This is a genomic window from Rhodococcus sp. 05-2254-6 (assembly GCF_002258565.1).
In the GTDB taxonomy this organism is placed as follows: domain Bacteria; phylum Actinomycetota; class Actinomycetes; order Mycobacteriales; family Mycobacteriaceae; genus Rhodococcoides.
Genome location: NZ_NOZF01000099.1, coordinates 1 through 25,308 on the forward strand (window position 1 = coordinate 1; position 25,308 = coordinate 25,308).

Annotated in this window: 27 protein-coding genes and 1 pseudogene; 22 read left to right on the plus strand and 6 right to left on the minus strand. The window is 66.0% G+C overall.

Annotated elements, in window-relative coordinates:
* From CH256_RS11850 to CH256_RS11860, 3 genes are all read right to left on the minus strand, one after another.
* On the minus strand, positions 1–266 hold a 266-nt coding region (locus tag CH256_RS11850; protein ID WP_306438715.1), incomplete at its 3' end, for a glycerophosphodiester phosphodiesterase family protein.
* On the minus strand, positions 263–1,291 hold the full coding sequence (locus CH256_RS11855) for a DUF4328 domain-containing protein (protein ID WP_094669702.1): 1,029 nt from the start codon (positions 1,289–1,291) through the stop codon (positions 263–265). The genes CH256_RS11855 and CH256_RS11850, both read right to left, overlap by 4 nt.
* Positions 1,292–1,642: a rhodanese-like domain-containing protein gene (locus CH256_RS11860; RefSeq protein WP_094669703.1), complete on the minus strand. Its 351-nt coding sequence runs from the start codon at positions 1,640–1,642 to the stop codon at positions 1,292–1,294.
* A gap of 322 nt (positions 1,643–1,964) precedes the next feature.
* Between CH256_RS11860 and CH256_RS11865 the strand changes: the two genes are divergently transcribed.
* Positions 1,965–2,891 (plus strand): LLM class F420-dependent oxidoreductase, encoded by a 927-nt coding sequence (locus CH256_RS11865; protein WP_094638577.1) that lies wholly within the window; start codon positions 1,965–1,967, stop codon positions 2,889–2,891.
* 92 nt (positions 2,892–2,983) lie between these two features.
* Here CH256_RS11865 and CH256_RS11870 read toward each other — a convergent pair whose 3' ends face one another.
* Complete coding sequence (locus CH256_RS11870; protein WP_068045010.1) at positions 2,984–4,123, minus strand: acyltransferase family protein; 1,140 nt, start codon at positions 4,121–4,123, stop codon at positions 2,984–2,986.
* Positions 4,124–4,383: 260 nt separating this feature from the next.
* On the opposite strand from CH256_RS11870, the gene CH256_RS11875 reads away from it, so the two are divergent.
* From CH256_RS11875 to CH256_RS11915, 9 genes are all read left to right on the plus strand, one after another.
* Positions 4,384–5,007 (plus strand): superoxide dismutase, encoded by a 624-nt coding sequence (locus tag CH256_RS11875; protein ID WP_037186603.1) that lies wholly within the window; start codon positions 4,384–4,386, stop codon positions 5,005–5,007.
* A 202-nt stretch (positions 5,008–5,209) separates the two neighbouring features.
* Complete coding sequence (locus CH256_RS11880) at positions 5,210–5,737, plus strand: peptidase (RefSeq protein ID WP_094669704.1); 528 nt, start codon at positions 5,210–5,212, stop codon at positions 5,735–5,737.
* Positions 5,738–5,945: 208 nt separating this feature from the next.
* Entirely contained in the window at positions 5,946–6,650 is a 705-nt protein-coding gene (locus CH256_RS11885; RefSeq protein WP_094669705.1) for a TMEM165/GDT1 family protein, read from the plus strand.
* Positions 6,651–6,683: 33 nt separating this feature from the next.
* Positions 6,684–7,868 carry a hypothetical protein gene (locus CH256_RS11890; protein WP_094669706.1) on the plus strand — a complete coding sequence of 395 codons (1,185 nt, stop codon included), beginning with the start codon at positions 6,684–6,686 and terminating at the stop codon, positions 7,866–7,868.
* Positions 7,865–8,881, plus strand: coding sequence for a hypothetical protein (locus tag CH256_RS11895; protein ID WP_094669707.1), 1,017 nt, complete (start codon positions 7,865–7,867; stop codon positions 8,879–8,881). Before CH256_RS11890 ends, CH256_RS11895 begins: the two co-directional genes overlap by 4 nt.
* Positions 8,882–8,967: 86 nt before the next feature.
* Positions 8,968–10,263: an ABC transporter substrate-binding protein gene (locus tag CH256_RS11900; RefSeq protein WP_094669708.1), complete on the plus strand. Its 1,296-nt coding sequence runs from the start codon at positions 8,968–8,970 to the stop codon at positions 10,261–10,263.
* Entirely contained in the window at positions 10,260–11,165 is a 906-nt protein-coding gene (locus tag CH256_RS11905; protein ID WP_094669709.1) for a carbohydrate ABC transporter permease, read from the plus strand. The genes CH256_RS11900 and CH256_RS11905 overlap by 4 nt, the downstream gene beginning before the upstream one ends.
* Positions 11,162–12,001, plus strand: a complete 840-nt coding sequence (locus CH256_RS11910; RefSeq protein ID WP_094669710.1) for a carbohydrate ABC transporter permease — start codon at positions 11,162–11,164, stop codon at positions 11,999–12,001. Before CH256_RS11905 ends, CH256_RS11910 begins: the two co-directional genes overlap by 4 nt.
* 117 nt (positions 12,002–12,118) lie before the next feature.
* Positions 12,119–12,886 carry an SDR family NAD(P)-dependent oxidoreductase gene (locus tag CH256_RS11915; RefSeq protein WP_094669711.1) on the plus strand — a complete coding sequence of 256 codons (768 nt, stop codon included), beginning with the start codon at positions 12,119–12,121 and terminating at the stop codon, positions 12,884–12,886.
* Between the two features lie 41 nt (positions 12,887–12,927).
* Here CH256_RS11915 and CH256_RS11920 read toward each other — a convergent pair whose 3' ends face one another.
* A complete protein-coding gene (locus CH256_RS11920; protein ID WP_373454810.1) occupies positions 12,928–14,541 on the minus strand; it encodes a TM0106 family RecB-like putative nuclease in 1,614 nt (537 codons plus the stop codon).
* A gap of 107 nt (positions 14,542–14,648) precedes the next feature.
* Between CH256_RS11920 and CH256_RS11925 the strand changes: the two genes are divergently transcribed.
* The 9 genes from CH256_RS11925 (at position 14,649) to CH256_RS11965 (ending at position 22,237) form a co-directional block, all read left to right on the plus strand.
* The gene (locus tag CH256_RS11925) at positions 14,649–15,299 is read left to right on the plus strand and encodes a DUF6474 family protein (RefSeq protein WP_037186611.1); all 651 of its coding nucleotides are present in this window, start codon (positions 14,649–14,651) and stop codon (positions 15,297–15,299) included.
* A gap of 14 nt (positions 15,300–15,313) precedes the next feature.
* Complete coding sequence (locus tag CH256_RS11930) at positions 15,314–15,868, plus strand: hypothetical protein (protein ID WP_068045053.1); 555 nt, start codon at positions 15,314–15,316, stop codon at positions 15,866–15,868.
* Between the two features lie 43 nt (positions 15,869–15,911).
* Positions 15,912–16,571 (plus strand): YcnI family copper-binding membrane protein, encoded by a 660-nt coding sequence (locus tag CH256_RS11935; protein ID WP_068045127.1) that lies wholly within the window; start codon positions 15,912–15,914, stop codon positions 16,569–16,571.
* The gene (locus CH256_RS11940; RefSeq protein ID WP_094638514.1) at positions 16,568–17,113 is read left to right on the plus strand and encodes a copper resistance CopC family protein; all 546 of its coding nucleotides are present in this window, start codon (positions 16,568–16,570) and stop codon (positions 17,111–17,113) included. Before CH256_RS11935 ends, CH256_RS11940 begins: the two co-directional genes overlap by 4 nt.
* 7 nt (positions 17,114–17,120) lie before the next feature.
* Positions 17,121–18,074 carry a copper resistance D family protein gene (locus tag CH256_RS11945; protein ID WP_256980801.1) on the plus strand — a complete coding sequence of 318 codons (954 nt, stop codon included), beginning with the start codon at positions 17,121–17,123 and terminating at the stop codon, positions 18,072–18,074.
* Positions 18,075–18,109: 35 nt separating this feature from the next.
* The gene (locus CH256_RS11950; protein ID WP_255183192.1) at positions 18,110–19,285 is read left to right on the plus strand and encodes a DNA cytosine methyltransferase; all 1,176 of its coding nucleotides are present in this window, start codon (positions 18,110–18,112) and stop codon (positions 19,283–19,285) included.
* A complete protein-coding gene (locus CH256_RS11955) occupies positions 19,269–20,126 on the plus strand; it encodes a GIY-YIG nuclease family protein (protein ID WP_094669712.1) in 858 nt (285 codons plus the stop codon). The genes CH256_RS11950 and CH256_RS11955 overlap by 17 nt, the downstream gene beginning before the upstream one ends.
* Before the next feature lie 24 nt (positions 20,127–20,150).
* Positions 20,151–21,059: a LysR family transcriptional regulator gene (locus tag CH256_RS11960; RefSeq protein WP_094669713.1), complete on the plus strand. Its 909-nt coding sequence runs from the start codon at positions 20,151–20,153 to the stop codon at positions 21,057–21,059.
* A 68-nt stretch (positions 21,060–21,127) separates the two neighbouring features.
* A complete protein-coding gene (locus CH256_RS11965) occupies positions 21,128–22,237 on the plus strand; it encodes a TDT family transporter (protein WP_094669718.1) in 1,110 nt (369 codons plus the stop codon).
* On the opposite strand, the gene CH256_RS11970 is transcribed toward CH256_RS11965, so the two are convergent.
* On the minus strand, positions 22,228–22,578 hold the full coding sequence (locus CH256_RS11970) for a VOC family protein (protein WP_094669714.1): 351 nt from the start codon (positions 22,576–22,578) through the stop codon (positions 22,228–22,230). The two genes, CH256_RS11965 and CH256_RS11970, sit on opposite strands and share 10 nt — an antisense overlap.
* A gap of 78 nt (positions 22,579–22,656) precedes the next feature.
* On the opposite strand from CH256_RS11970, the gene CH256_RS11975 reads away from it, so the two are divergent.
* The 3 genes and pseudogenes from CH256_RS11975 to CH256_RS11985 form a co-directional block, all read left to right on the plus strand.
* Positions 22,657–23,946, plus strand: a complete 1,290-nt coding sequence (locus CH256_RS11975; RefSeq protein WP_094669715.1) for a plasmid pRiA4b ORF-3 family protein — start codon at positions 22,657–22,659, stop codon at positions 23,944–23,946.
* Positions 23,947–24,063: 117 nt separating this feature from the next.
* Complete coding sequence (locus CH256_RS11980; RefSeq protein ID WP_094669719.1) at positions 24,064–25,101, plus strand: ABC transporter substrate-binding protein; 1,038 nt, start codon at positions 24,064–24,066, stop codon at positions 25,099–25,101.
* Positions 25,094–25,308, plus strand: a pseudogene (locus CH256_RS11985) (iron ABC transporter permease); the annotation flags it as partial. The gene CH256_RS11980 and the pseudogene CH256_RS11985, both read left to right, overlap by 8 nt.

Below are 25,308 nucleotides of genomic sequence, written 5' to 3' on the forward strand. Positions count from 1 at the left end.
GCGGGTTCGTCGTCGTCGCCGTAGTTCAGTCGGGCCAGATCGGCGAAGTCCATCTCGCTGACGATGCCGGTGCCGTTCGAGGTGCGATCGACGCGGCGATCGTGCACGCACACGATGTGGCCGTCCCTGGTGAGCCGCACATCGCATTCGACGCCGTCCGCTCCCTCGCGCAGCGCGAGGTCGTAGGCCGCGAGAGTGTGCTCCTTCTTCGCCGCCGACGCACCTCGATGCGCGACGACCAGTGGCCCACGGCGATCGGGACTCACGACGCCGTCACCGTCTCGGATTCGTGTTCGGGCTGGTTTTGCTCGGGCTGATTCGACTTCGACGCGGTGCCGGTGGCGATCACCCAGCGGGTCGGACGCGACATCGCGGAGCCGCGCAGTGTGCGGCCTTCGAGTCGGCGCATCACGGCCAGGGTCAGCACGGCCGAGACCGCGGCCACCAAGGCCACGACTGCCGACAGCAGAACTCCGTCGGCGCGGGCCTGAAGTGAATCGCGCAGGTTCCACAGCAATTGGACGATGACCAGCGCGTTGCTCGCTGCCCAGACCGCCCACCAGATCCGAACCAGTGTCAGCTCGCGGTGCACGTCGGCATCGGCACCGCCGCGGAGACGGACCACCTCGGTGAGGTAGACCCCCGGCATCACGATGCGGACAAGAGGCAGCATCGACAACAGCAGCATCGGGCGCACCGATCGCGGGTCGGTGGAGCCGGCGGCAGTGAAGGCGAGTCTGCGCTGGTCGATCAGCCAGCAGGACGAAGTGATCAGCGCGGCCAGACCGATGACGAGCGCGCCGACCTGGGCGAAATACACCAACGCGTCGGATACGGCGAGGGTGATCGGCGAGATCAGTCGCACGCGGTTGTGCAGCAGGATGCCGTACCGGAACACTTCGGCGAACGCGGCGAGCGCCAGCAACATCGCGGTGACGAGGACCAGGTTCTGCGCGTTCGCGGCGTACCGCTCGACGCGACCTACGCGGCGATCGGCCTCGGGATCGCGCGGGATGTCGCGCAATCCCCAGGTGGGCGTCGAGGCGTAGTGCGGCGTCGGGGTCGGTGCTGCGGATCGGCCGCGGCGTGCGGCTTTGGTCGACGAGGTCGCCGGTCGGGCTACCCATCGGAAGTTTCGGGCACCCTGCGCGGGTGCCCTGGTGGACACCGGCGAGAGCAGCACGCCATGGCAGCGGGGGCACCAGGTGCCCGGCCGTGCGCCGACAGCCCAACGGGTGCTGCAGCGGGCACAGACCTGGAACGCCTGAGCGCGCCCCTGCGGTGCCGACATCTAGATGATTCTCGCTTCGTGGGCGTCGTCGTCGCTCTGGATCGGTCGACCAGCGGCCTGCCAGGCGAGCATCCCACCGTCGACGTTGACCGCGTCGTAGCCCACGCGGTTGAGATATTCGACGACGCGAGCCGAGCGACCACCGGCTTTGCAGACCACGTACACCTCGGATTGGTTGTCGACCTCACCGGCGCGGGACGGAATGTCGCCCATCGGGATGTGCACTGCGTCCGGAGCGTGTCCGGCTTGCCACTCGTCGTCCTCGCGCACGTCGAGCAGGATGGCCGTCGTAGGGAACGGCACCGGCAGGCGATCGACGGTGACGGCAGGCGGCTGCTCGGGATGCGACACACCTCGATCTTGTCACGCGTCCGCGCGGGGCTGCCACCCGTGTCCTCGCGACCGAAGCGCCACCTCGCTATGACCTACGTCACTGCAGTCACAGAAGTTATCCACAGTATCCACAGATCGATCCACAGAATCGGGGTCTGTGCCGGTTTCTATCCACAGGTCAGAGCGTCGAGTCGGTCCCCCGGTGTATTGAATACCAACTCGGCCTGTGGATCGATGGTGATTTGACACAGCCATCGTCTGCGGTCCTGCGAAGCCGCTGTTTAGGCTGGCGAACATGACTAACCCACCGCAGGTCGTTCCGCAGGCTCCCCTCCCGTCCATCGAGCTACGCGTCTTCACCGAACCGCAACAGGGTGCCACGTACGACGAACTGCTGCGCGTCGCGAAAGCTGCCGAGGAGTTCGGCTACGGCGCATTCTTCCGATCCGACCACTACCTCGCGATGAGCGGTGACGGCGGCCCAGGGCCCACCGACGCGTGGATCACCCTGGCCGGGCTGGCCCGCGAGACCTCGACCATTCGGCTCGGCACCCTCGTCACCTCCGCGACCTTCCGCTACCCGGGCCCCCTGGCCATCAGCGTCGCCCAGGTCGACGCCATGAGCGGCGGCCGCGTGGACCTCGGTCTCGGTGCCGGCTGGTTCGAGGACGAGCACAAGGCCTACGGCATCCCGTTCCCTCCGCTCGGTGAACGTTTCGACCGCCTCGAAGAGCAACTCGCCGTCATCACCGGACTCTGGGACGCCCCCGCCGGCGAGACGTTCTCACACGCGGGCACGCACTACCCCGTCACGAACTCCCCCGCGCTCCCCAAGCCGGTGCAGACGCCGCACCCGCCCATCGTCATCGGCGGCGGAGGCAAGAAGCGCACCCCGGCACTCGCCGCGAAATACGCCGACGAGTTCAACATCCCCTTCGCCTCGCTGGCCGATACCGAGACACAGTTCGGTCGCGTCCGCGCAGCCTGCACAGCAGCCGATCGCGATCCCGACTCCCTCGTGTACTCCAACGCCCTCGTCCTCTGCTGCGGCCGCACCGAAGAAGAAATCACACGTCGCGCCGCTGCCATCGGCCGCGAGGTATCCGAACTACGCGAGAACGGTGCCACTGGAAGCCCCGCTGAACTCGTCGACAAAATCGGTCGCTTCGGAGCTGTCGGAGCCACCCGCGTGTACCTGCAGACCATGGATCTCACCGACCTCGATCACCTCGAACTCGTCGCATCCGAAGTTCTCCCGCAGCTCTGACCCCCGCCGAAACCCGCCCCCTGAGTCCACTCAACGTGACATTGACTGCCGAAAAGTCCACTGAATGTCACATTGAGTACCCAGGGGGTCGGTCAGGTGGCGGATCGGGCGCGTAGGCGGGCGTAGTGAGTGCTGATATGTCGTGCCGCGGGCAGTTCGATCCATCGGTACATGATTTCGGCGAGTGCGGCGGTACCGGCCAGGAATGCCAGGACGGCGGCGCTGGGGCCCAGGTGTGGTTCGACGGTTGCGTAGATGCGGTACAGCACGAGGGTGTGGATCAGGTAGATCGCGTAGCTGCGGGTGCCGATCCATCGGATGACGGGCCAGCGAGTGATGGGTCCGTTGTATCGGGCGAGTATCAGGACCGTTCCGGTGACGACGAGCAGTGTCCAGAGGTAGGTGTCGCCCATCCAGAAGGTGTGGACTTCGATGGCGAGTCGGATCACTTCGATCTGGGCGATGACGCCGACGACGACCCATCGCCAGGTGATCAGTCGTGCCCATCCGAGGTAGGCGATCTGACCGAGGAACAGGGTGGGGAGTACGCCCGCGACCTTGGTCAGGAACGGGACTGTGTAGGGCTGCGGTAGGTAGAGGTTGTAGACGATCACCAGGGCGCACAGTGCAGCTCCGACGAGTGGCACCACGATGGGTCTGGTGTTCAGCGTTCCGCGCATCGAGATGCAGTAGAGGTAGAACACGATCTGGACGACGAGGGTCCAGGTGACGCCGAGGACGGCGACTTCGGGTCGCAGGAAGAAGCCGCCGAGGAAGAAGCTGAGGAACGCTTCGCCGTTGGTGATGCCGGGTTGGCCGCTGAACATTCCGTTGAGGCCGAGTTTGACCAGGATGACGGCCATGGCGACGGCGAACCAGAGCGCCGGGACGAGGCGGGCGAGGCGCGCGACCATGAAGTCCCGACGCGATTGCCGCATGGCGGATCGGGTGATCAGCAGGCCGGTGAGCAGCATGAAGATACTGACTCCGACGAACGAGAGGTGCATGTTGAGGCCCGCGTCCTCGATGAGGACGGTGTTGACGACGTCGATCATCCACCAGCCACCGCCGATGTCGTCGAGCAGATAGAACGAAATGTGTGAGTACAGCACCGCGAGGACGGCGATGACGCGGAGGAGGTCGGCACCGTCCATCTGGACTCGGGGCGCGTCGACCGGCTGCGTGGCGGCGGACTTGTCGACCGTATTCTGGCTCGGTCGGTCCCCTTCCACACCCGCGAGTTTAGGTTCCGTTCATCTGTAGGACCAATCCGCGGCCGCTCCGCAACTGATTCGTGATATTCGGAGCAGATTCACAGCCGAATTATTTGCCTGTCTCGTTCACACGAATTTATTCCGAGAAAAGCATCTCGGTTACAACTGTTGCACTGGGGGTAGGAATGAGATTGGGTTGAACCCTACGAAAGATCCGCAGTAGGACGAACGTGCCCGCATCACACGATGGGTACGGCGTCGTTAGAGAAGGGAACCACGTGTCCGAGTACACCTTGCCCGACCTTGATTTCGATTACTCCGCCCTCGAGCCGCACATCTCGGGCGAGATCAACGAGCTTCACCATTCCAAGCATCACGCGACCTACGTCGCAGGCGCGAACACCGCGGTCGAAAAGCTCGCCGCCGCGCGTGACAACGACGATCATGCAGCCATTTTCCTGCTGGAGAAGAATCTCGCGTTCCACCTCGGTGGCCACGTCAACCACTCCATCTGGTGGAAGAACCTCTCGCCCAACGGTGGCGACAAGCCCGAGGGTGAGCTCGGTGCCGCAATCGACGACCAGTTCGGTTCGTTCGACAAGTTCCGCGCACAGTTCACCGCTGCCGCCAACGGCCTGCAGGGCTCCGGCTGGGCAGTTCTGGGCTACGACTCGCTGGGCAAGAAGCTGCTCACCTTCCAGCTCTACGATCAGCAGGCCAACGTGCCGCTCGGCATCATCCCGCTGCTCCAGGTCGACATGTGGGAGCACGCCTTCTACCTGCAGTACAAGAACGTCAAGGCCGATTACGTGAAGGCGTTCTGGAACGTCGTCAACTGGGCCGACGTCCAGGCTCGTTTCGAGGCCGCAACGTCGAAGACCCCGGGTCTGATCTTCCCGTAGGTCCTCGCACCACCGGCTTCACCGACAGCGTCGATGGACCACTGCCCCGCTCAGACGGGTGCAGTGGTCCATTCACGCTTCGAAGGGAGTTCGCTGGCACTCTCCCCATCTTGTGTGCCAGCCGTTTTCGCGTCATTCTCTTCCTACCCAACGTCGTGTACCCGGCTTCGAGCCCTGTACCTGTCTGGGAGGAACAATCGAGATGGACGAGCGAGATCTCATCGGTGTTTCACCGTTTCATGCCGCCGGTCTGCTGCGCGGATTCGTGATTTCCGGGCGCTGGCCGGACACCACCAAGGAATGGGCGCAGTTTCTCGCCCTCGCTGTACGGGTGGCGTCGATGCCGGGCCTGTTGGCGACGTCGACGGTGTTCGGGGTGCGTGAGGAATTGCCCGACGACCCCGCGCCGGGGACGGTCGGCTTGGTCGTCGCCGAGGGGCCGGTGATCGGTGACTTCGCGTTGGCTCCCGGACGGTTCGCCGCGCATCAACCTGCCGCCCTGCTGATGCTGCATCCCCCGTCGGAGACGACACCGACGCTCCCGGAATGTGTCGGCGCGGCGTCCGGCTGCGTTCTGCTCCCCGGCCTTCCACATCTCGGACTCGACCACCGGGCGGCGTGGGTGGAGGCAGAGTCCGACGGCACCGTGACCTCGATGGTCAGCCGGGTCGGTCTCGATCCCATCAGCGATCCCGACACCGCAGTTTTGGCGATGCTCCTCGCATCCTGACCGCCATCCGCACACGAATTTTCGGGAACCCAAACTTATTGGCGCATTGGACAATTCGCGGCGAGGCCCCTAAAGTCGTGTGCAGCGAAGGGGAGTAGCCCCCAATCATCGTGTCGACATACTGGTCGCCCCATTGCGACCCGGCACCTGAACCGGCCAGTTCCGGTGGGCGAGACCTTCGGTCCGTTCGACGACCGAGGAGTCTGCTGTGCTGTCCGCATTGTTGTTGAGTTTTGCTGTCATTTTCGTCGCCGAGCTGGGTGACAAGTCCCAGCTCATGGCGATGACGTTCGCCCTGCGCTACAAGTGGTACGTCGTCATCGGCGGAATCACCGTTGCCACCACCGTGGTGCACCTGGTCTCGGTCGCGGTCGGCCACTTCCTCGGTGTATCGATCCCCACCGAGGCGATCTCCATCGTCGGCGGCATCGCGTTCGTCATCTTCGGCCTCTGGACGCTACGCGGCGACTCCCTGTCCGACGACGAGGGCGCGAAGGCCTCCCGGGTCACCAAATCCGCATTCCTCGCGATCGCGTCGGCGTTCTTCCTGGCCGAGCTCGGCGACAAGACGATGCTGGCCACCGTCACTCTCGCCGCCGACAACGACTGGGTGGGCGTGTGGATCGGCTCTACCGTCGGCATGGTCGCTGCCGATGCACTCGCCATCGTGGTCGGCGCGGTACTCGGAAAGCACCTGCCGGAGCGCATGATCCAGTACGGCGCGGCCATCCTGTTCTTCGTCTTCGGTGCCGTCCTGTTCTTCGAGGGCCTGATGCCCGGCACCGCAGCTCCCTACATCGCTGCCGGAGCAGTCGTCGCGATCTCCGCCGTCGTCATCGCCGTCTTCGTTCGACGCTCCCGCATCAGGGCAGCGCGGGAATCGGCACAGCAGACCAGCACCGAACACGCCTGACCTTGGTTTACACTCCTCTCCCGGGAGGGGTGCATGAACAACGAGCAGCAGGTGAGTACGACCGACGCGGCGCACCACTCGACCGACCGTCTGATCAGAATCTTCGGCCGTTTCGTCGGTACCGGCTATCTCACCTATCTGCTGCTGTTGATCCCGGATATCGCACGGAGCAGCGAGGTGGTTCCCGGTTGGTGGACTCCGGTCACCGTTGCGGTCGTGTTCGGCACCGGATTCGCGTTCGCGGCCTCCACCTTTCACCCGAGCATCGGGGTCATTCGCATTGCCGGTTCCGTGGCCGCGTTGGCGTTCCCGATCATGGCGGTGCTGTGGTGGGTGGCGTGGGACGGCGAGACGTTCGATCAAGCCGGGACGTTTCTCTCGGTGTTTCCCGGCCTGGCGGCACTCGCCGCCGCCACGGTGTGGCACCCCGTCCCGGCGTTCATCCACATGAGCGTCAGCGTCGTTCTTGTGCAGCTGGCCAACCAGGCTGTGCGAGAACCGTTCCCCCGCAGCAACATCATTGCGGAGATCTTCTTCGCGATGATGTTCTGCACGGTGTTCGTTGCCGCGACACTCGCCGCGGTGCGCACCGGACGCATTCTCGACGCGACGATCTCGACCACACACGACGACGCGGCCCGGGCGGCTGCGGCCACCGCGCGTGAGGTCGAGCGCGAACGATTCGACGCGCTGATCCACGACGAGGTCATGTCTTCTCTCCTCGCTGTTGCCCGCCATGGCCGCACGCCCAGCCTGGCCCGTCAGGCGCGCTCGGCCCTGCTGCATCTCGATGACCTGACCACCGGCACCGTCTCCGAGACGTTCTCGGCCGACGAGACTCTGGCTCAGCTTCGTTCTGCCGCAACGACAGTGGACGAGTCGATCGACTTCACCGTGCACGAGGGCGCGCTCGAGCGGACAGAGCACTACCCGGCCGAGACGGTACGCGCCATCGCCGCGGCACTGGCAGAGGCTTTGCGCAACAGTAGAATTCATGCCAGGGCATCACATCGTTCGGTTGCCGTGGAGCTGGCCCCGTCGTCGATGCGCATCACCGTTCAGGACAACGGCATCGGCTTCGATCGACGTTCGGTGCCGCCCCACCGACTCGGCGTCGCCGTCAGCATCGAAGGCCGAATGCGTCAACTCGACGGCGGGTCGGCCGAGATCGAATCCTCCAGCGCAGGCACCATCGTGCGATTGGGCTGGAAGCGATGAACGGCCAGGACATCCGCGACCTGCTGTCGATGAGGTCGGCAGCGGCGTACGCGGTTGCCGGTTTCTTCGTCCTCGCGTGCCTGGTGTGCGCATCCGCAACCCTGACCGGGGTGTCCGCAGTGTGGCCCGAATACGCAGCGGTGCTTGCACTCTCGGCCGCGGTCATCCTGCTGCTCCGGGCACCGGGTGACCCACTGAGCGCGCGATCGACCGCACTGATGACCGTATCGGGCCCGGTGGCATCCGCTCTGGTCTTCGCCGTCCTGCCGGTGCCACTGACCGGCAGCCTGCAGACGTGGCCGCTGGGCATGTCCGTGGTGATCTACACCTTCATGTGCGTCCGCGGTCGCACACTCGCCGCCTGGCTCGGGCTGGCACTGACCATGTCGGTGGCCATCGGGTGGGCGGTGGTGACGGGTCAGGGATTTCTGTACGGGCTCTCGTTCAGCGCGATCAACATCGCGCCGCTGTTGATGGCGACGTTCTTCGCCTTCACCATCCGTCCCTTGGCCGCAGCAATTTTCGAGCTGCGCAAGCAGTCGACGGTGCGTATCGCGTCCCAGGCCGCGGCGGCGGCCGTGCTCGAGGAACGCGACGCTCGCCTGGCCAGTCTCGACGCGTTGGCCCGTCCGCTGCTACAGCGCATCGCCGACGGCCCCGATCCCACCGAGGAGGAAGTCCTCGCGTGTCGACTCCTCGAAGCCGAGCTCCGCGATTCCCTCCGCGCCCGCGGTTTGGTGCGACCCGATCTCGCTCGCGCCGCCAGGTCCGCTCGGGCCCGCGGGGTGGAGGTGATGATGCTCGACGACCGATCCCCGGACGCACTCGACGACGTCGCGCGTGAACGCATCGTGGCCGCCGCATCGGGTGCTCTCGATGCCGCCGAGGCGGGCGCGGTCACGGTCCGCCTTCTACCGCCCGGCCGGACCGTGGCGGCGACGATTCTGCTCGACGACCTGGGCGACGGTGCGCACCGCGTCGAGTACGACGAAACCGGTCACGTCCGGCACTGAACAGTGGTTTGGACCGCTGCTCCCCTGGCTACTCTGCGGCGGACCAGTCGGTCTGTACAGCTGCAGCCGGTGAACGGAGATCTTTCATGGCACTCGATCGTCGCTCGTTTCTGATCGGATCCGGTGCTGCCGCAGTGCCGTTGCTGTTGGCCAGATGCGGCTTCGTCAGATCCAGCCCGTCGCAGCAGACCGAGGGCACACTCACGTTCACCACCTGGGGTACCGATGCCGAGCTGGCCGGCTTCCGCGACTCGATCAGCGCGTTCGAGGCGGCCAACCCCGGGACGACGATCGCCCTCAACGCGGTGCCGTACGAGCAGATGTTCACCAACATCGACGCCCAGCTGCAGGCAGGCAATCCACCCGACATCTTCCGCGTCCCGTATTACACGTTCGGCGCGTATGCCGGCCGAGGCCAACTGCTGGATCTGTCGCCGCTGTTGGCGTCGGACACGCGGGATCAGTTCACGCCCACAGCGTGGGCCGCAGTGCAGAACGGCGGAATCCCCTACGGCCTACCGCACCACACCGACACTTCGGCAATTCTGGTGAACCGAAACCTGTTGTCGCAGGCCGGTATCGACTCGGTTCCGACAAGCCTGGACGACGCCTGGACGTGGGACGAGTTGGCGTCGATCGGCGACCGACTGCGTTCCTCGCTGCCGGCCGACAAGTACCCGTGGGCCTACAACTGGCAGGGCAACGGCGTCACCCGCTGGTTGAGTCTGCTGTTCCAGGCCGGCGGGTCCTTCCTGGCCGAGGACCAGAAGACACCACTGATCGACTCCGACGAGGCTCGTCGGGCCGTCGAATTCTCGTCGTCCTTCTTCTCGAAAGGCTATGTGCCGGCCAACAACACCATCGCGTCGTCGAGTTACGCCAGCGAGGCCTGGTTCTCGCAATCGGTGGCGATGGTGTGGTCGGGTGCATTCCAATTGCCCGACGCCGATGCGACGGCCAGTTTCGATTGGACGGCCACCTTCGCACCCCGAGATCGCCGGGGCGGCGGCGACTTCGGTGGCAACGCACTCGTCGCCACGTCGCAGACCTCGCAGCCGGAGCTGGCGGCGTCGTTCCTCGAGTTCGTCACCCAGCAGGAACAGATGCGCAACTTCTGCAGGGCCGCCTCGTTGCTGCCGACGCGTACCGATCTGCTCAACTCCGACCTCGAGTTCGATATCCGGTCGGAGCTGGCCCCGATCTTCGCAGCTCAGGCCACTACGGTGCAGCCGCAGGATGCCGCTCAGGTCGCGTCGCCGTCGATGTCGGCGATCATTCCGGTTCTCAAGGAGCAACTCGATCTTGCGTTCGCCGGTTCGCAGGATGCCGCTGCCACCGTCTCGGCGTTGCAGAGCGGAATCGCCGGGGTCACCGGCGCATGACGGCTGTAGTACGAGCGAAGACCAAACGCGCCGGGGCCAGGAAGGAAGCGTTCGCGGCCGCCGGATTCCTGGCCCCCAGCTATGCACTGTTGGCCGTGTTCGTCCTCGTTCCTCTCGTCGCCGCGTTTGTCGTCAGCCTGCAGCAGACGGACGGCTTCGGTGCAGGTGAGTTCGTCGGGGCGGCCAATTACGCACGCCTGGTGGATGATCCGCTGTTCTGGCGGGCGCTGATCAACACGCTGCTGTTCACGGCGATGGTCACTCCGTTGTCGATGCTGTTCGGTCTGATCGCGGCCGTCCTGCTCAACTCCGCGTTGCCGGCGCGGCCGCTGTGGCGTTCGCTGGTGATCCTGCCGATGGCCGTCTCGGGCGTGGCCACCGGACTGATCGGCATTCTCGTGTTCGACCAGAACTCGGGCGTGCTCAACAATCTCATCGGTTTCCTCGGGCTGCCTGCTATCGACTGGCAGTCCTCCCCCGGGCCCGCCTTCGCGTCGATCGTCATCGCCACGGTGTGGTGGCGCACCGGGTTGAACATGCTGATCTATCTGGCCGGTCTTCAAGGTCTCGGTCCCGACCTGTACGAGGCGGCCCGGCTGGACGGCGCGAACGCATTTCAGCGCTTCCGCAACGTGACGGTGCCGCTGCTGGGTCCCACGTCGTTCTTCCTGCTGGTGCTCAACGTCATCTACTCGTTCCAGGTGTTCGATCTGGTCTTCGTCCTCACCGGCGGCGGACCGGGCGGGGCGACGTCGGTGCTTGTCACCTACGCCTACGAGACGGGCTTCGTCACCCGCGATCAGGGCTATGCCGCATCGATCGGCATGGTGCTGTTCCTGTTCGCCCTCACCTTCGCCGCCGCGCAGTGGCGCGCGAGCCGAACGAAGGATCTGGTCGAATGAGCGGGCCGAGAAACGCCTCCGCGCGCCGTGCACTGGTGCTGCGCACCGTGATCGTCGCCGTCATCGGCCTGATCACCGTCGCACCGCTGTATTGGATGCTGGCCGTGGCGTTCTCGACTCGCGGGGAATTGCTGGGCGGGGGTGAGCTACGGTTGTGGCCCCGCCAGGTGACGTGGGAGAACGTCACCCGCGTATTCGACTCGTTCCCGGTCGCGACGTGGCTGGGCAACTCGATCGCGATTGCCGTCGTGGTCACGATCATCACCGTGGTGACGAGTCTGCTCGCGGGATATGCGTTCGCGCACTTGAAGTTCCGATTCTCGACGCCGCTGTTCTTCATCGCGCTGGCAACGTTGGTACTGCCCGTGCAGGTGATCATGGTGGCGCTGTTCCGCATCGTCGTCGGACTCGGTCTGTACGGCACGTACTGGGCGGTGATCCTGCCGAGTTCGGCGTCGGCGTTCGGGCTGTTCCTCGCACGCCAGTTCATGCTCGGCATTCCCCGTGAGCTGCTCGAGGCGGCCCGACTCGACGGTGCCGGGCATTGGCAGATCTTTCGACGCGTCGTGCTGCCGCTGTCGGGACCGCTGATCGCCGTCCTCGCCTTCATGAGCCTGCTGCAATCGTGGAACGACTTCGCGTGGCCGCTGATCGCACTGCGGGAGAACGAGTTGTTCACCCTCCCCATCGGCCTGCTGTACCTGCAGGGCCAGGCGAACAGCGACTACGGTGCCACGATGGCGTTCGCGCTGATCAACGTCGTGCCGATGGCGTTGCTGTTTCTGTTCTTCCAGAAATACTTCATCGCCGGATTCGCGCGCAGCGGTATCAAGTAGGCCCCACTCCAGGGTGCCTGAGGGCGGGTGAGGTGCCCCGCCGGTTATGGTGCAAGCGACTACGAGGTCGCAGCCTGTGCCGCGGCCCGCCACCGTGAGCGAAGGGGATCGTACGACGTGGAGATTTCAGGAACAGCAGCACTTGTCACCGGCGGGGCATCGGGCCTCGGAGCCGCAACGGCCGCACGTCTGGCCGCCGCGGGCGTCACCGTCTTCGGACTCGATCTGCCACAGTCCATCGAGCGGGCCGGAGACAGCGTCCCGGCCGGGGTGACTCTCATTCCGGCAGACGTCACCAGCGAAGCCGAGGTCGAGGCCGCACTGGACACCATCGTCGAATCCGGAGTGCCGCTGCGCATCGTCGTCAACTGCGCGGGGGTGGGCTGGGCGGGCCGCATCCTGTCCAAGAAGGGACCGCACGATCTAGAGCTGTTCCGCACCGTCATCACCATCAACCTGCTCGGTACGTTCAACGTGATGCGCCTGGCCGCGAACCGGATGCAGTCGCAGTCGACCGTGGACGACGCAGGCCAGCGCGGCGTCGTCATCAACACCGCATCGGTGGCGGCGTTCGAGGGCCAGATCGGCCAGATCGCCTACACCGCTTCCAAGGGCGGCGTGCACGCGATGACCATCACCGCAGCTCGCGACCTGGCGCAGGTCGGCATCCGCGTCAACACCATCGCCCCCGGCATCGTCGACACCCCGATGCTGGCAGGCGTCACCGATGAATACCGTCAGGGCCTCGAGGCCTCGGTGCCGTTCCCCTCACGTCTGGCGCAGCCCAGCGAGTACGCGCAGCTGGTCCAGATGATCGCCGAGCACGACTACCTCAACGGTGAGACCATCCGCATGGACGGCGCGATCCGCATGGCTCCGCGTTAACCTCTGACCACTGGCGCGTGACCCCGCCGATCGAGGCGGGGTCACGCGCGAGCGCGCAGGTCCGCTACCGTCGGGATTTCCTTCTCCGCGCGGTCGGACATCCACTCGCGCAGCACTTTCGTTGCGAGCACGTCGTCCTCGTTGTAGACGAGCAGTCGCTCGCGCTGCGTGTGGTCGGGCTCGGCGTCGTATCCGACGGCCTCGCGGTACCACCCCATCGACGCCTCGCCGCCGGCTTCGTCGTCACGCCAAGCGAATCCTGCGACCGGCGCAATCTTCTTCAGTCCCTTGCCGTTCGGGCAGATGAACTGATCACTCACGGCCTGGTAGATGTCCACCCACTGCTCGCTGTCGATGAACTCGCGAATCTGCGCCTCGGTGGGAACCCCGGGAACGTCCGCGAAACGGCGTGCCGAGTCGAGCAACCACTTGTCTTCCGCCTGTCGCGAATAGCAGTACGCGGCAAAGGTTTTACCGCGCGCGGCGGCGTCGGCCCTGGTATCCATCAGCCAGTTCCAGAACACCGCGAACGAGCGTCCCTCGTCGACGGTTGGCAGCGGATCCCACGTGACGAAACCCCGATACGACGGCGGCGGGCCGCCCGCCTCGGTGAGCAGCGTGCCCCACAGATACGCGCCGTGTTCCTGGTAGCTCTCCATGTCCACGTCCACCTCGACGTCGGCGCGATGCACCGAGACGGTCTCCGAGCGCCGGAGCAGCGGCACGTCCGCTCGCCAGGCCAGCGCGGCGGACACGGCGTCGTCGAAGTTTCCGAACGGCCACTCCTCGGGAGCCGGGCCGGTCCACTGCGCCAACTCGTCGATGGTGCGCACGCCCGCGCTGCGCAACACCTCGGCGCGGGACCCGGAGGCGACAAGCGAGACGTCCCGAACGGCTTCGAGTTGCGGCTTGCAGTCGAACCACCATGCACACGAACGACATTCGCTCACCTGGGAGGGCACGGTGAACGCGACGCCCTGGGCCACCTCGAGCCGGTCCGCGAAGCGGGTGTCGTACTCGTCGAGGACCGTCGCGAGATCGTGCACCAGCATGCATTCACCCTTGTAGCCCACCGCGCCGCCGACGGGTGTGGCCGTGGCCAGGCCCTCGTGCGCGAGCATCCGATACAGGTGCGCGAGCCGGAGTTGATCGCGCAGCTGACTGCGCACCTTTCGAGTCTCGTCGATCGCCGGAGACCACTGATCGAGCGGGGTGGTGCGCGCGCCGCGGCCGGGGTCGGTGACCTTGTGGTTGACGACGATCACCGGGATGTATCCGCCCGCCGCGTCGCGGACGAGCAGTTCGCTGCGCCCGCGTCGTCCGGTGTCGCGTTCGAGGGGCAGTACCGCGTTCCAGATGCGTTCCACGCCGGCCCGGCAGGCGGCGACGGTCGCGTCGGCAGCCTCTCGGGCGGTGGGTTCGTCGATCTCCATCCACCGCGTCGAATCGTCCACGGCCAACTGCGCACGGACGTTCTCGCGGTGCGCCTGAGCTGCTTCTCGACGCTGCCGCACCCCTGGGTTCTCGGGTTCACCGCGCAGCAACGATCCATACGCGGTGTCGAGATAGAGCCGATGCCTGCACCGCGTCAACGATCCGGCATCGAGCAGCACGGGCACAGGTGATGTTGCTGCCGCGCCTCGTTGACCGTTCACACTGTTAGACACTAGGTCAGCCCTCCGACAGCCTGCACAGATCAGCGCCCGATAGGGTGTGGGTAACGCACTGTCCCGCCTAGCAGCACACGTCAGGAGCCTTTTCGATGGGTTTGTTCCGCAAGCGTAAGGGTCGAGCCACTCGCAAGGCAGAGGCCAAGGCGCTCAAGCACAAGGCAACACTCGAAGCGAAGCTGGGCGCGAAGAACGAGCGCAAGCAGTTGAAGTCGATCGCCAAGGCGCAGCGCAAGCTCAGCGCGGTGGAGGCGAAGTCGCAGAAGAACGTCGAGAAGGCCCAGGTCTCCGCTCTCAAGGCGCAGCAGAAGGCCGCGGTACAGGGAACGCTCAGCGTGGCTCAGATCCGCAAGTACCTCGGCATCGCTCGACTGCTGATTCCGGTGCTGGCTCCCATCCTCTACCGCGGTGCGACCGTCGTTCGCGCGCAGCTGGACAGCCGCAAGGCACAGCAGCTCGGTGTCGCTCCCGACCAGCTCAGCGAGTACACCGGCCACGGCGGAAAGCTCAGTGCCCGCATCGCCGGTGCCGAGAAGTCGCTCGACACCATCGGTGCGCGCCACTCCGATCCCGAGACCAAGAGCTTCGGTGCCGCGATCAGCGAGCGTCTGGACGATCTGACCACCGCCGTCCGCGCATCCGAGCAGATGCCGCCCGCTCGCCGCAAGACCGCGCACGCCGCGATCTCCGCAGAGCTCGACGGCATCGAGGCCGATCTGCTCGCCCGCCTCGGCGTGCGCTGAACCCTGCACAACCGATGACCGACAGCTCTGCCGCCCCGCTTCGCGGCGGAGCTGTCGGTATCGTCACCGCGGCGCTCGCGGTGGCCGCTCACGGCATGGCCGGCGGCGGTTGGCCCGACGGTTCCGCACTGGCTCTGCTCGTTGTCGTCAGCATCGGGGTGGGTGCCATGACGGCCCTGCCCAGACGTTCGACCGTGCTGCTGCTCCCCGCTCTGCTGGGCGGACAACTCGTCGCCCACATCGCGCTGAGCCTCGGCAGTGCAGCGGAGATGCACGCGCATTCACTGTTGCCCAGCACAGCGATGATCGCCTTTCACGCGGCCGCCTCGGTCGTCACCGGCCTGATGATCGCCGCGGCCGAGCGCCTCTACGGCCCCATCACGTCCATCGTCCGAGCGATTCTCGCGCTCCTCACTCCCCTGCCCGACGGTTCCGCCGTCGGTCGCGTGTCCATGTCCGTCGCGGTTCCGTCGGTAGACGGCACCGCTCTGGACTGGGTCATTTCTCGTCGCGGTCCCCCGATGTCGTCTTGCTCGTTCCGCGGGCTCCACTCGCGGTCGGCATTCTGACCGACACCCTTTTCCGCTTCTCTGCACAGAAATGACCCAACCCATGAAGAGCTCTCTTTCCCGTGCCCTGTTCGTCTCGGGAGCCACCGTCGGCGCACTGTTGATCGGCGCAGGCGCTGCGTCCGCGCACGTCGTCGTCTCCGCTCCCGACGCCGCGCAGGGCGGCTACTCGGTGCTGACGTTCCGCGTTCCCACCGAGTCCGATACCGCCTCGACCAGTTCGGTCAAGGTGACCCTCCCCGGCCTCAATTCCGCTCGCACACAGCCCGTTCCGGGCTGGACATCCACCGTCGAGAAGGACTCCGCCGATCTCGCGGTATCGGTGACGTGGACGGCGAACCCCGGTTCCGAAGTCGGGCCAGGCCAGTTCCAGCAGTTCCTGCTCTCGGCGGGCCCGCTGCCCGAGCAGGAGACCGTCTCGTTCCCGGCCACCCAGACCTACACCGACGGTGAGGTCGTCGACTGGAACGAGCCGATGACCGAGGACGGTAGCGAGCCCGAATTGCCCGCTCCCACCCTGACTCTCGCCGCGGCCGGCAGTGATGCGCACGGCAGCGCCCACACCGAGACCACCGCCGCCTCTCAGGCGTCGACGTCTTCGGAGGACAACACCGCCCGCTGGCTCGCCGGCGTCGGACTCGTGCTCGGTGCCGTCGGCGCAGGCCTTGGCATCGGTGCAACGATCAGGGCGCGGCGCTCATGAGATCACTGGTCCTGTCCACGAGGGCGCTGGTCGTCTCGGTCGCAGCACTGCTGATGCTGTTGATCGCCGCACCGATCGCCTCGGCTCATTCGCAGGTCACCGGGTACAGCCCGGCCGACGGGTCCTCCCTGGACGCGTCTCCGGCCACGGCGTCCGTGTCGTTCAACGAGGTGCCGCAGTCGCAGTTCGCCACACTCAACGTCGTCGGGCCCGACGGCAACATCTGGTCGAAGGGTGATGCGCGCATCGAGGGCCAGAGCGTCGTCGTCGACGTCGGCGAGCTGGGGCCGGTCGGCGAGTACACCCTCGCGTACCGCATTACCTCGGCCGATGGCCATCCGGTCAGCGGCACAGCGTCGTTCACGCTGACGCAGGAGGGGTCAGGGACTCCGGGGGCACCCGCCGACGCGTCGGGAAGCGCAGAGGAGTCCGAGGGCTCGTTCCTCGGCGGCTACGGTCGGATCGCGCTGATCGCCGTGGCGGTTCTGGCCTTCGCCGGGGCATTGGGATTCGCGCTCCGTAAGCCCAAGACCCGGAAGTAGCACCGACGTGGCTGCGGTGGGCGAGAGAAGTGTTCGGCTGGTACTCGCCGCCGCAGCTGCGGCGCTGGTGGGGGTCGCGGCAGCGTTCGCGCTGGCGTTCCCCACCTTTCCCGGTGGGTCGTCGTGGCTACGGGTGATCGCGGTGGCGTCGGGCTCGGTGGTGTTGGGGTTCGGGGTTCTCGCAGTCCTGGACGCCAGTTCCGATTCCCGACGCCCCGCCGTGGACCCGCCGGTGATGTGGCGCGCGATCGGCTACCTGTCGGGACTGTGGGCGGTGGCCGAGTTCGTTCTGCTGGCCGCCGCGGCAGCCGATTCTGCCGGTCGCACGCCACTGACGTTGTCGCCCAGCGCTTTCGCCACGTTCGCCACCTCGATCTCGGTGGGCCGTCTGGGTTCTGCGACGGTGATCCTGACGCTCGCCCTGTGCGCCATCGGGGTGGCCGGGTATCGACTGAGGGCGAGCTGGTCACCGATTCCGGTGGTCGTGCTGGCATCCCTTGCGCTGGTCGCTCGGCCGATCACCGGGCACATGTCTCAGTTCACGTTCGGGTCTTTTGCCGTCGCCGTGCATGTGGTGTGCGCGTCGGTGTGGCTCGGCGTCCTGGGTGCGATGGCGCTGAGCCTACGGAGCAAATCCGCGTGGGCGACGCTGTTGCCGGTCTATTCGCGAGTCGCGTTCTGGTGCGTCGTCGGGGTTGCCACCACCGGAGTGCTCGACGCGGTCCTGAAGCTGGACAGCCTTGCTGCCGTGGTCGAGACCGGTTACGGCCGAATCGTTCTCGCGAAGCTTCTCGTCACGGTGATCCTGATCGCGTCCGCTCACCGAATCCGTGGGACGTGGTTACCCACCGTCGCCGCGCACCGATCCACTGTCGAGCACTCGGTGGGCCGAGCCGCAGCGCACATCTGCCTGCTGGCGGTGGCGTTCGGCTTGGCTGCGGCGCTGGCGACCACTGCATAACCAAGCTTGTCGGCGCTCTGTACTAGCCTGGGTGCATGCCGAAGTTGACTGTGGTGCCGGGTGGTTCTTCGGCACCTGCGCTCGGTCGGATCCATACTGTCGCGGAGTTCTTCGCCGGTATCGGCCTGGTGCGAATGGGCTTGGAGCAGGCCGGTTTCGAGGTGTCGTGGGCCAACGACATCGAGCGCGACAAGCATCACATGTACCGCCAGCACTTCGGTGGCGAGGCCGGCCATTTTCAGCTCGGCGATGTCGCACGCACTCGAGGAGACGATCTGCCCGAGGGGCTGTCGTTGGCGTGGGCGTCGTTTCCGTGCACCGATCTGTCGTTGGCCGGCGGCCGGGCCGGGCTCGCGGGTAAGAACTCGTCGACGTTTCGTCATTTCACGCGGGTACTGAGCGAGCTCGGTGATGCTCGACCCGAGGTGGTGACGCTCGAGAACGTCGTCGGGCTGGCGACCAGTCACGGTGGAGACGATCTGGCCGCAGCGGTCCGGGAGCTCAACCAGCTCGGTTACTCCGTGGATGTCCTCACCATCGATGCTCGACGCTTCGTTCCGCAGTCGCGTCCGCGCCTTTTCCTGGTCGGTGCACAGAATCCCCCGGAGGACGCGCGCGATCCCAACAGTGAGCTTCGGCCGGATTGGCTGCAAGCGGTGTACGGCGATTCGACATTGCTGACCCATCGGGCACCCTTGCCCAGTCCGCCGATTCCGTTGACCAGTGGCCTCGGTGATCTGGTCGAGCGCATGGACTACCGCGACGAGCGGTGGTGGGATGCAGACCGTACCGCAGCATTCGTGCAGTCCTTGTCGCCGATTCAGTTGCAGCGCATCGAGATCCTGAAGAAGGCCCGCAAGGTCAGCTACCGTACCGCCTACCGTCGCACCCGTAACGGCGTCGCTGTCTGGGAAGCTCGCCCCGACGACATCTCCGGTTGCCTCCGTACCGCCCGTGGCGGTTCGTCCAAACAAGCGGTGGTCAAGATGGGCAACGGCCGGTTGCAGGTGCGGTGGATGACGCCACTCGAATACGCCCGCCTGATGGGTGCCGGCGAGTACACACTCGACGGTTTGCGAAACAACCAGGCGCTCTTCGGTTTCGGTGATGCGGTGTGCGTTCCCGTGGTCGCCTGGCTCGCCGAGCACTATCTGATGCCGCTGGTCAGCGGGACCCTGAGTTCGACTGCCGCACATGTCCAGTCACGGTAAGTCCTCGCTGCGGTCGTCCGCCGTCGCTCCGCGCAAGAGCACTCTGCCCGCGGACGACGTGCAGTCCTTTCGCACCGCACTGCGAGAAGTGCTGAGCGAGAAAGACGATCAGGGCCGAGTATGGTCGGCGGCCAAATGGGGCGTGTATGCGTTCTACGATTACGACGGTGAGCCGATCTATGTGGGGCAGACCAAGGAGAAGCTCAGCGTCCGAGTGCAGCGCCATCTGACCAACCAGCGAACCGACGCCGTCGCGATGCGGGTACTCGACGTCTTCGAGGTCGCCGAAATCGAGATCTGGCCTCTGTGGCAGTACGAGGATCTCAAGAAGTCCGACGGCGCAGAGCAATTCCGCGCAGCCGAGCGCGATCTGAATGCGCACGAGTACACGGCGTACCTCGAGGCCATCGACAAGTCTCGACACAAGGCGATCCTCAACGAGAAGATTCCGCCGGTCTCGGAGCCCATCGCACTCCCTGCGTCACTGCGTCGGTCGCTGATCTCCGAGCAGACCCGCCGCGAGCGCGGGCACCCCGACATTCGCATCGCGCGCCGCGCCGAGACCATCTCACGGCTGGCAGCCGTCACTCGCGAACGCGGCGAGGTCTCCGAGGGTCTACGACGCGTCCTCGTGGTCCAGGCCGTGCGCCTGGCCTACCTGTCGGCCGAGCGACTCGCCTTCGTCGAGGGGCATCCCATTCCCGATCCCGCCGCGATCGACGTCACCGCGCTGGTGGGTTCGGTGCTGCACGAGCGCGCCCCGGACTCGGACGACGAGCCCGAAGACATCGAAGGAGCCACCGACCCCGAAGGCGAGTTGGACCTGTTCAGCGAGTTCTGACTCGGGTCGTCGTACGCTCGCCCTGTGCCGCTCCCCCCTCACGTTGCCGATCTCACCAGCATCGACCTGCTGCTGTCGGTCGCCGAGCTCGGCAGCATCGGGCGAGCGGGTCGAGCGCACGGCATGTCGCAGCCGGCGGCCAGCGCGCGCATCCGTGCATTGGAGCGACGGGTCGGCGCTCCATTGTTGAAACGGGGCGCACGCGGAACGGTGCTGACCGAGTTCGGCGAGCTGGTCGCGAGCTGGGCAGCGCCGGTCGTGCGGTCCGCCGAGGATCTGGCGACGGCCATCGCCACGTTGCACGCCGAACGCGTCGGCCATGTGCAGATCGCCGCGAGTCAGACTGTCGCAGAATATCTTCTGCCCCGATGGCTGGTCACGCTGCACACGCTCGTTCCGCACATCGTTCCGAGCCTCACGTCGGGCAATTCCACAGTGGTCGCCGAGAAGGTACTTGCGGGCGCTGCCGACCTCGGCTTCATCGAAAGTCCCACTGTGCCTGCGGATCTGGATCGTCGGACCGTTTCCACCGACGAACTGGTGCTCGTGGTGGCACCGGATCACTCCTGGGCAGTCACTGCGCCGTCGGCCGCCGAGATCGTCGCCACCGCACTGGTGACGCGGGAGGCGGGGTCGGGGACGCGCTCGGCCTACGAAAGCGCTGTGGCTGCAGCGGGTCTCGGGCAGCCGATGTCGCCGTTTCTCGAGGTCTCCTCGACGACGGCGATCAAGTCCGCCGTCGGTGCGGGAATCGGCGGAGCCGTGCTGAGCTCGTTGGCCGTCGCCCCCGAGTTGGCCGCGGGAACCCTGGTCCGCGTACCGATCCCAGGACTGACTCTGCGTCGTGAGTTGAGGGCGATCTGGCCGTCCGGCCGCATCCCCACCGGCCCCGCCGCTGAATTGCTGTCCGTGGCGGCAAAGACCCAGCCATAACTCACAGTTATGGGTAACGAACATTTCGGCACCTACCGGACGTGACCGGCTACGCGCACGCTGAAGACATGACCGTCACTGCCCTCACCCCCGCTGTGCATCGGCGGACTTTCGAGCACATCACCCCCAACTGGTTCGCCGCGGTGATGGGTACCGGGATCGTCGCCACTGCGGCCGCAACTCTGCCCATGCAGTTCCCCGCACTGCACGTCCTTGCCGTTGCGGTATGGGTGATCGCCGCAACGGCGCTGGTCGTGATCGGTGGAGCCTTCGCGCGGCATTGGATCCGGCACCGCGACCGGGCCGTCGAGTACGCCCGACACCCGGTGATGGTGCAGTTCTACGGCGCTCCGCCCATGGCGATGCTCACCGTCGGCGCGGGAGCGGGCCTGCTCGGCGCGGACGTGCTCGGACCGACTGCGGCCACCGCGCTGTTCGCCGGCCTGTGGACCGCCGGGACGATCGCCGGTCTGCTCACCAGTGTCGTCGTTCCGTATCGAATGATCACCGCGTCCGATCATCGTGACGTCGCAGCCCTGCCCGCGTGGCTGATGCCTGTGGTGCCGCCGATGGTGTCGGCGTCGACAGGGGCGTTGCTGCTTCCGCACCTACCCGAGGGCCAGTGGCGGCTGGCGCTGCTGTGCGCCTGTTATGCGATGTTCGGGCTGTCGCTGATCGTCGGGATGATCACGCTGACTCTGATCTACGGGCGCCTGCTGCACGGCGGTCTGCCGCCCGTCGACGCGGCCCCGACCGTGTGGATCACGTTGGGGTTGATCGGCCAGTCGATCACGGCGGCCAACCTGCTGGGCACCGACGCATCGATGGTGTTCACCGGTACACAGGCGTCGGTCGCCGTCGGGCTACACGTCTTCGGTATCGGCTACGGGCTGATCATGGGCGGCTTCGGAATGCTGATGTTCGCGCTGGCGACAGCTCTGACCGTGCACGCGGCACGCAGGAACCTGGGATTCTCGCTGACATGGTGGTCGTTCACGTTCCCCATCGGGACCTGCGTCACCGGAGCGACTGCACTGGGTCATGCGCTGAACTTCGGTGCGGTGCAGGCTCTGGCCGTTGCCCTGTACGTCCTACTGCTCGCCGCCTGGCTCACCGTGGCCACCCGCACTGTTCGCGGAATCCGGCGCGGAGAGTTGTTGCATCCCGATCACAGGTGAGACAGCACGTTCACGACGTTGCCGCCCGCATCCCGAAAGAAGAATCGGCGGACTCCCCATTCCTCGTTGGTGATCTCGTAGACGATCTCGAGTTCGGCGTCCATCGCTGCCCGGTACGCCGCGTCCACGTCGTCCACTTCGATCGATGCCGACGGATTGACCGGCCCGGTGGGATCGGTGGTGATCAGACTCAGCTGCGCCGCACCGTCGCCCGCCGGAGCGAGCGTGGCGATCCAGCCGTGATTCATCACCACCTCCATGCCGGTGACCTGGACGTACTTGTCCAGCGCCGCATCGAGATCGGTGACCGTGAGCAATGGCATCGCGCGCAGAACATCCATGCCCGGACTGTATCGGCGACAACGTCCCCGCGGGGACGTGCTCGACGAACATCTCACACATGATGGACAATCCTGACGATGCTGACGATCAGGGTGACTCTGGTCGAGGTCGAGCCGGTGGTGTGGCGGCGGTTCACCATCGCCTCCGACGCCACACTGCCCGAGCTGCACGACGTCATTCAGGACGTCATGGGTTGGGAAGACCGACATCTGCACATGTTCTTCGTCGGCGGCGATCCTCTTCGAAGCACTCGACGCTACGAGATGAAGTCCTCGCTCGAGGAGTGGGACGACGGCACCGGGACACTCGAAGACGGCGTTCGGGTGGACGACGTCCTCGATGCCGTCGGGGATCGTCTCGGGTACGAGTACGACTTCGGTGACGGATGGACACACCACCTGGTCGTGGAAGAGGTATCGCCCGTAGCCGGTACTGCAGCCCGCCTCGACGGCGACCGCGCCTGCCCACCCGAAGACTGCGGCGGCTCGTCGGGCTACGCCGAACTGCTGAAGGTTCTCGCTGATACCGACCATCCTGAGCACGACCACATGAAGCTCTGGGCGGGCGACTTCGACGAGCGCTTCGCGGTGGCCGACGCGAACAACAGAATCGCGTTGCGGCGCGCGGTGACGGAGTTGGCCGGTCGCGTACGGGAACGGCTACCCAAACTGGGCTCGCTTCTCGAACGCGGGCCCCTCGAGTATCACCCCGATCTACCCGATATCCTCGCGCGCGTCGATGTCGATGTGGCACAGGTGGACCCCGCAGTGGCGGCATCGGCAATGGAAAAGCTGACGTGGATGCTGGCGCGTGTGGGCGAAGACGGAATCACACTGACCGCTGCAGGCTACGTGCCGCCCAGGGACGTTGCGGCGATGCGTGCCGAGCTCGAGTGGGATACCAGATGGTTCGGAAGCTCCAACCGCGAGGTGGACCATCAACAGGTGCACTGGCTTCGGACTGCTGTGACGCAACTCGGACTCGTTCGTGTCCTGAAAGGGCGGCTTCTTCGCACCCGTTTGGGCAACACCCTCGCCACCGACCCGGTCCGCCTGTGGTCACACGCCGCGGCTCGGATTCCCGTTGGGCGCGAGCAGTACGAGAAAGACGCGGGCGTTCTGCTCCTGGTGTCGGTTGCGGCGAGTTGCTCTGTAGACGAACGCAATTCGCTGGTCTTCCGAAGCCTCGAGGCGCTCGGATGGATGATCCCCGAGAGGGAGAGACCGTACGCCCAGTACCTCGCTCGACCGACCTTGGACTTCCTGACTCTGATCGGCGCTGTGCCGTCGACCCTGGGTCGTGAAGGGGCCGGACCGGGTTGGGGACGGCAGTTCGCGGTACACGCCTTGTCGTCTCGAGCTGGGTAGTCAACCCCTGCCCCCGAGTCGTTCACCCCGGCGACACGTGCAGTTCCCACAACGCATGTCTGCGTGTCGATTCAGGTCGGAAGCATGAGCAACTTCCGTGCTCGATGCTTCCAGGAGATGTACCTAGTGAACACTGTTCGTCGCGTTGCCACCGGTGGAATCCTCGGTCTCGCAGCCGCTCTCACCCTCGCGTCCTGCTCCGAGCCTGCGGCTCCCGCTGCCGGTGGAGACGGCGACGGGGCCGGCGGCACTCTCACGGTGTACACCTCGGAGCCGCAGGCGAAGATCGACGCTCTCAACGCCGAGTTCACCGCAGAGAACCCCGGCATCGACGTACAGGTGTTCCGCGCGGGCACCGGAGATCTCAATGCGCGCATCGCGTCGGAGCGGCAGACCGGCTCCATCGGTGCCGACGTCCTGCTCGCCGCGGACGCCCCCACGTTCGAGAAGTACAAGGCCGACGATCTGCTGCTGCAGTACACCCCGGCCGACGTCGACGCCCTCGACCCGAACGTCGTCGATCCCGACGGTTACTACGTGGGAACCCGCATCATCCCGACGGTCATCGCGTACAACACCGGGACCGTCTCGCAGCCCCCGACATCGTGGAAGGACCTGGCGGACCCCCAGTACAAGGGCCGGATCACGCTGCCCAATCCCGATGTGTCCGGCGCGGCAGCGTTCAACACCGCCGTCTGGCTGGGCCAGGAAGACCTCGGCCTTCCGTGGCTCACCGATCTCGTCGCCAACGAACCCGTGATCGCCGAGAGCAACGGCCCGGTCGCTCAGGCCGTCGCGGCCGGCACCCAGCCGGTCGGGATCGTGGTGGACTACCTGGTGCGCGAGTTGGCCGAGAAGGGCTCGCCCATCGCCGCGTCGTACCCCACCGATGGCGTCCCGTACATTTCCGAACCGGCCGGAATCTTCAAGGACTCGGCCAATCAGGAGGCCGCGCAGAAGTACGTGGACTTCCTGGTCAGCAAGCGCGGTCAGGAGATCGCCGTCGAGCAGCAGTACCTGCCGGTTCGGTCCGATGTCGGCACGCCGGAAGGCGCGCCCGCTCTCGACGACATCGAACTGCTGAACCCGGACCTCGACACCATCACCGCCTCCCAGCCCGATGCCGTCGCCACGTTCAACGATCTTCTTGGCTGACCGCGTCACCTGGGTTCGCGCCTGCCTGTGGTTGGCAGTACTGGCCCTGGTCGGCGCTCCACTGGCGGCCGTGGTCTCGATCGGATTGGGCGGCAACCACATACAAGAGCTGCTCGACGGCGGAATCGCGTCGGCCACTACCAACAGCGTCGTGTCGGCCGGTGTGTCGGCGGCCGCGGCGGTGGTGATTGCGACCATCATGGCGAC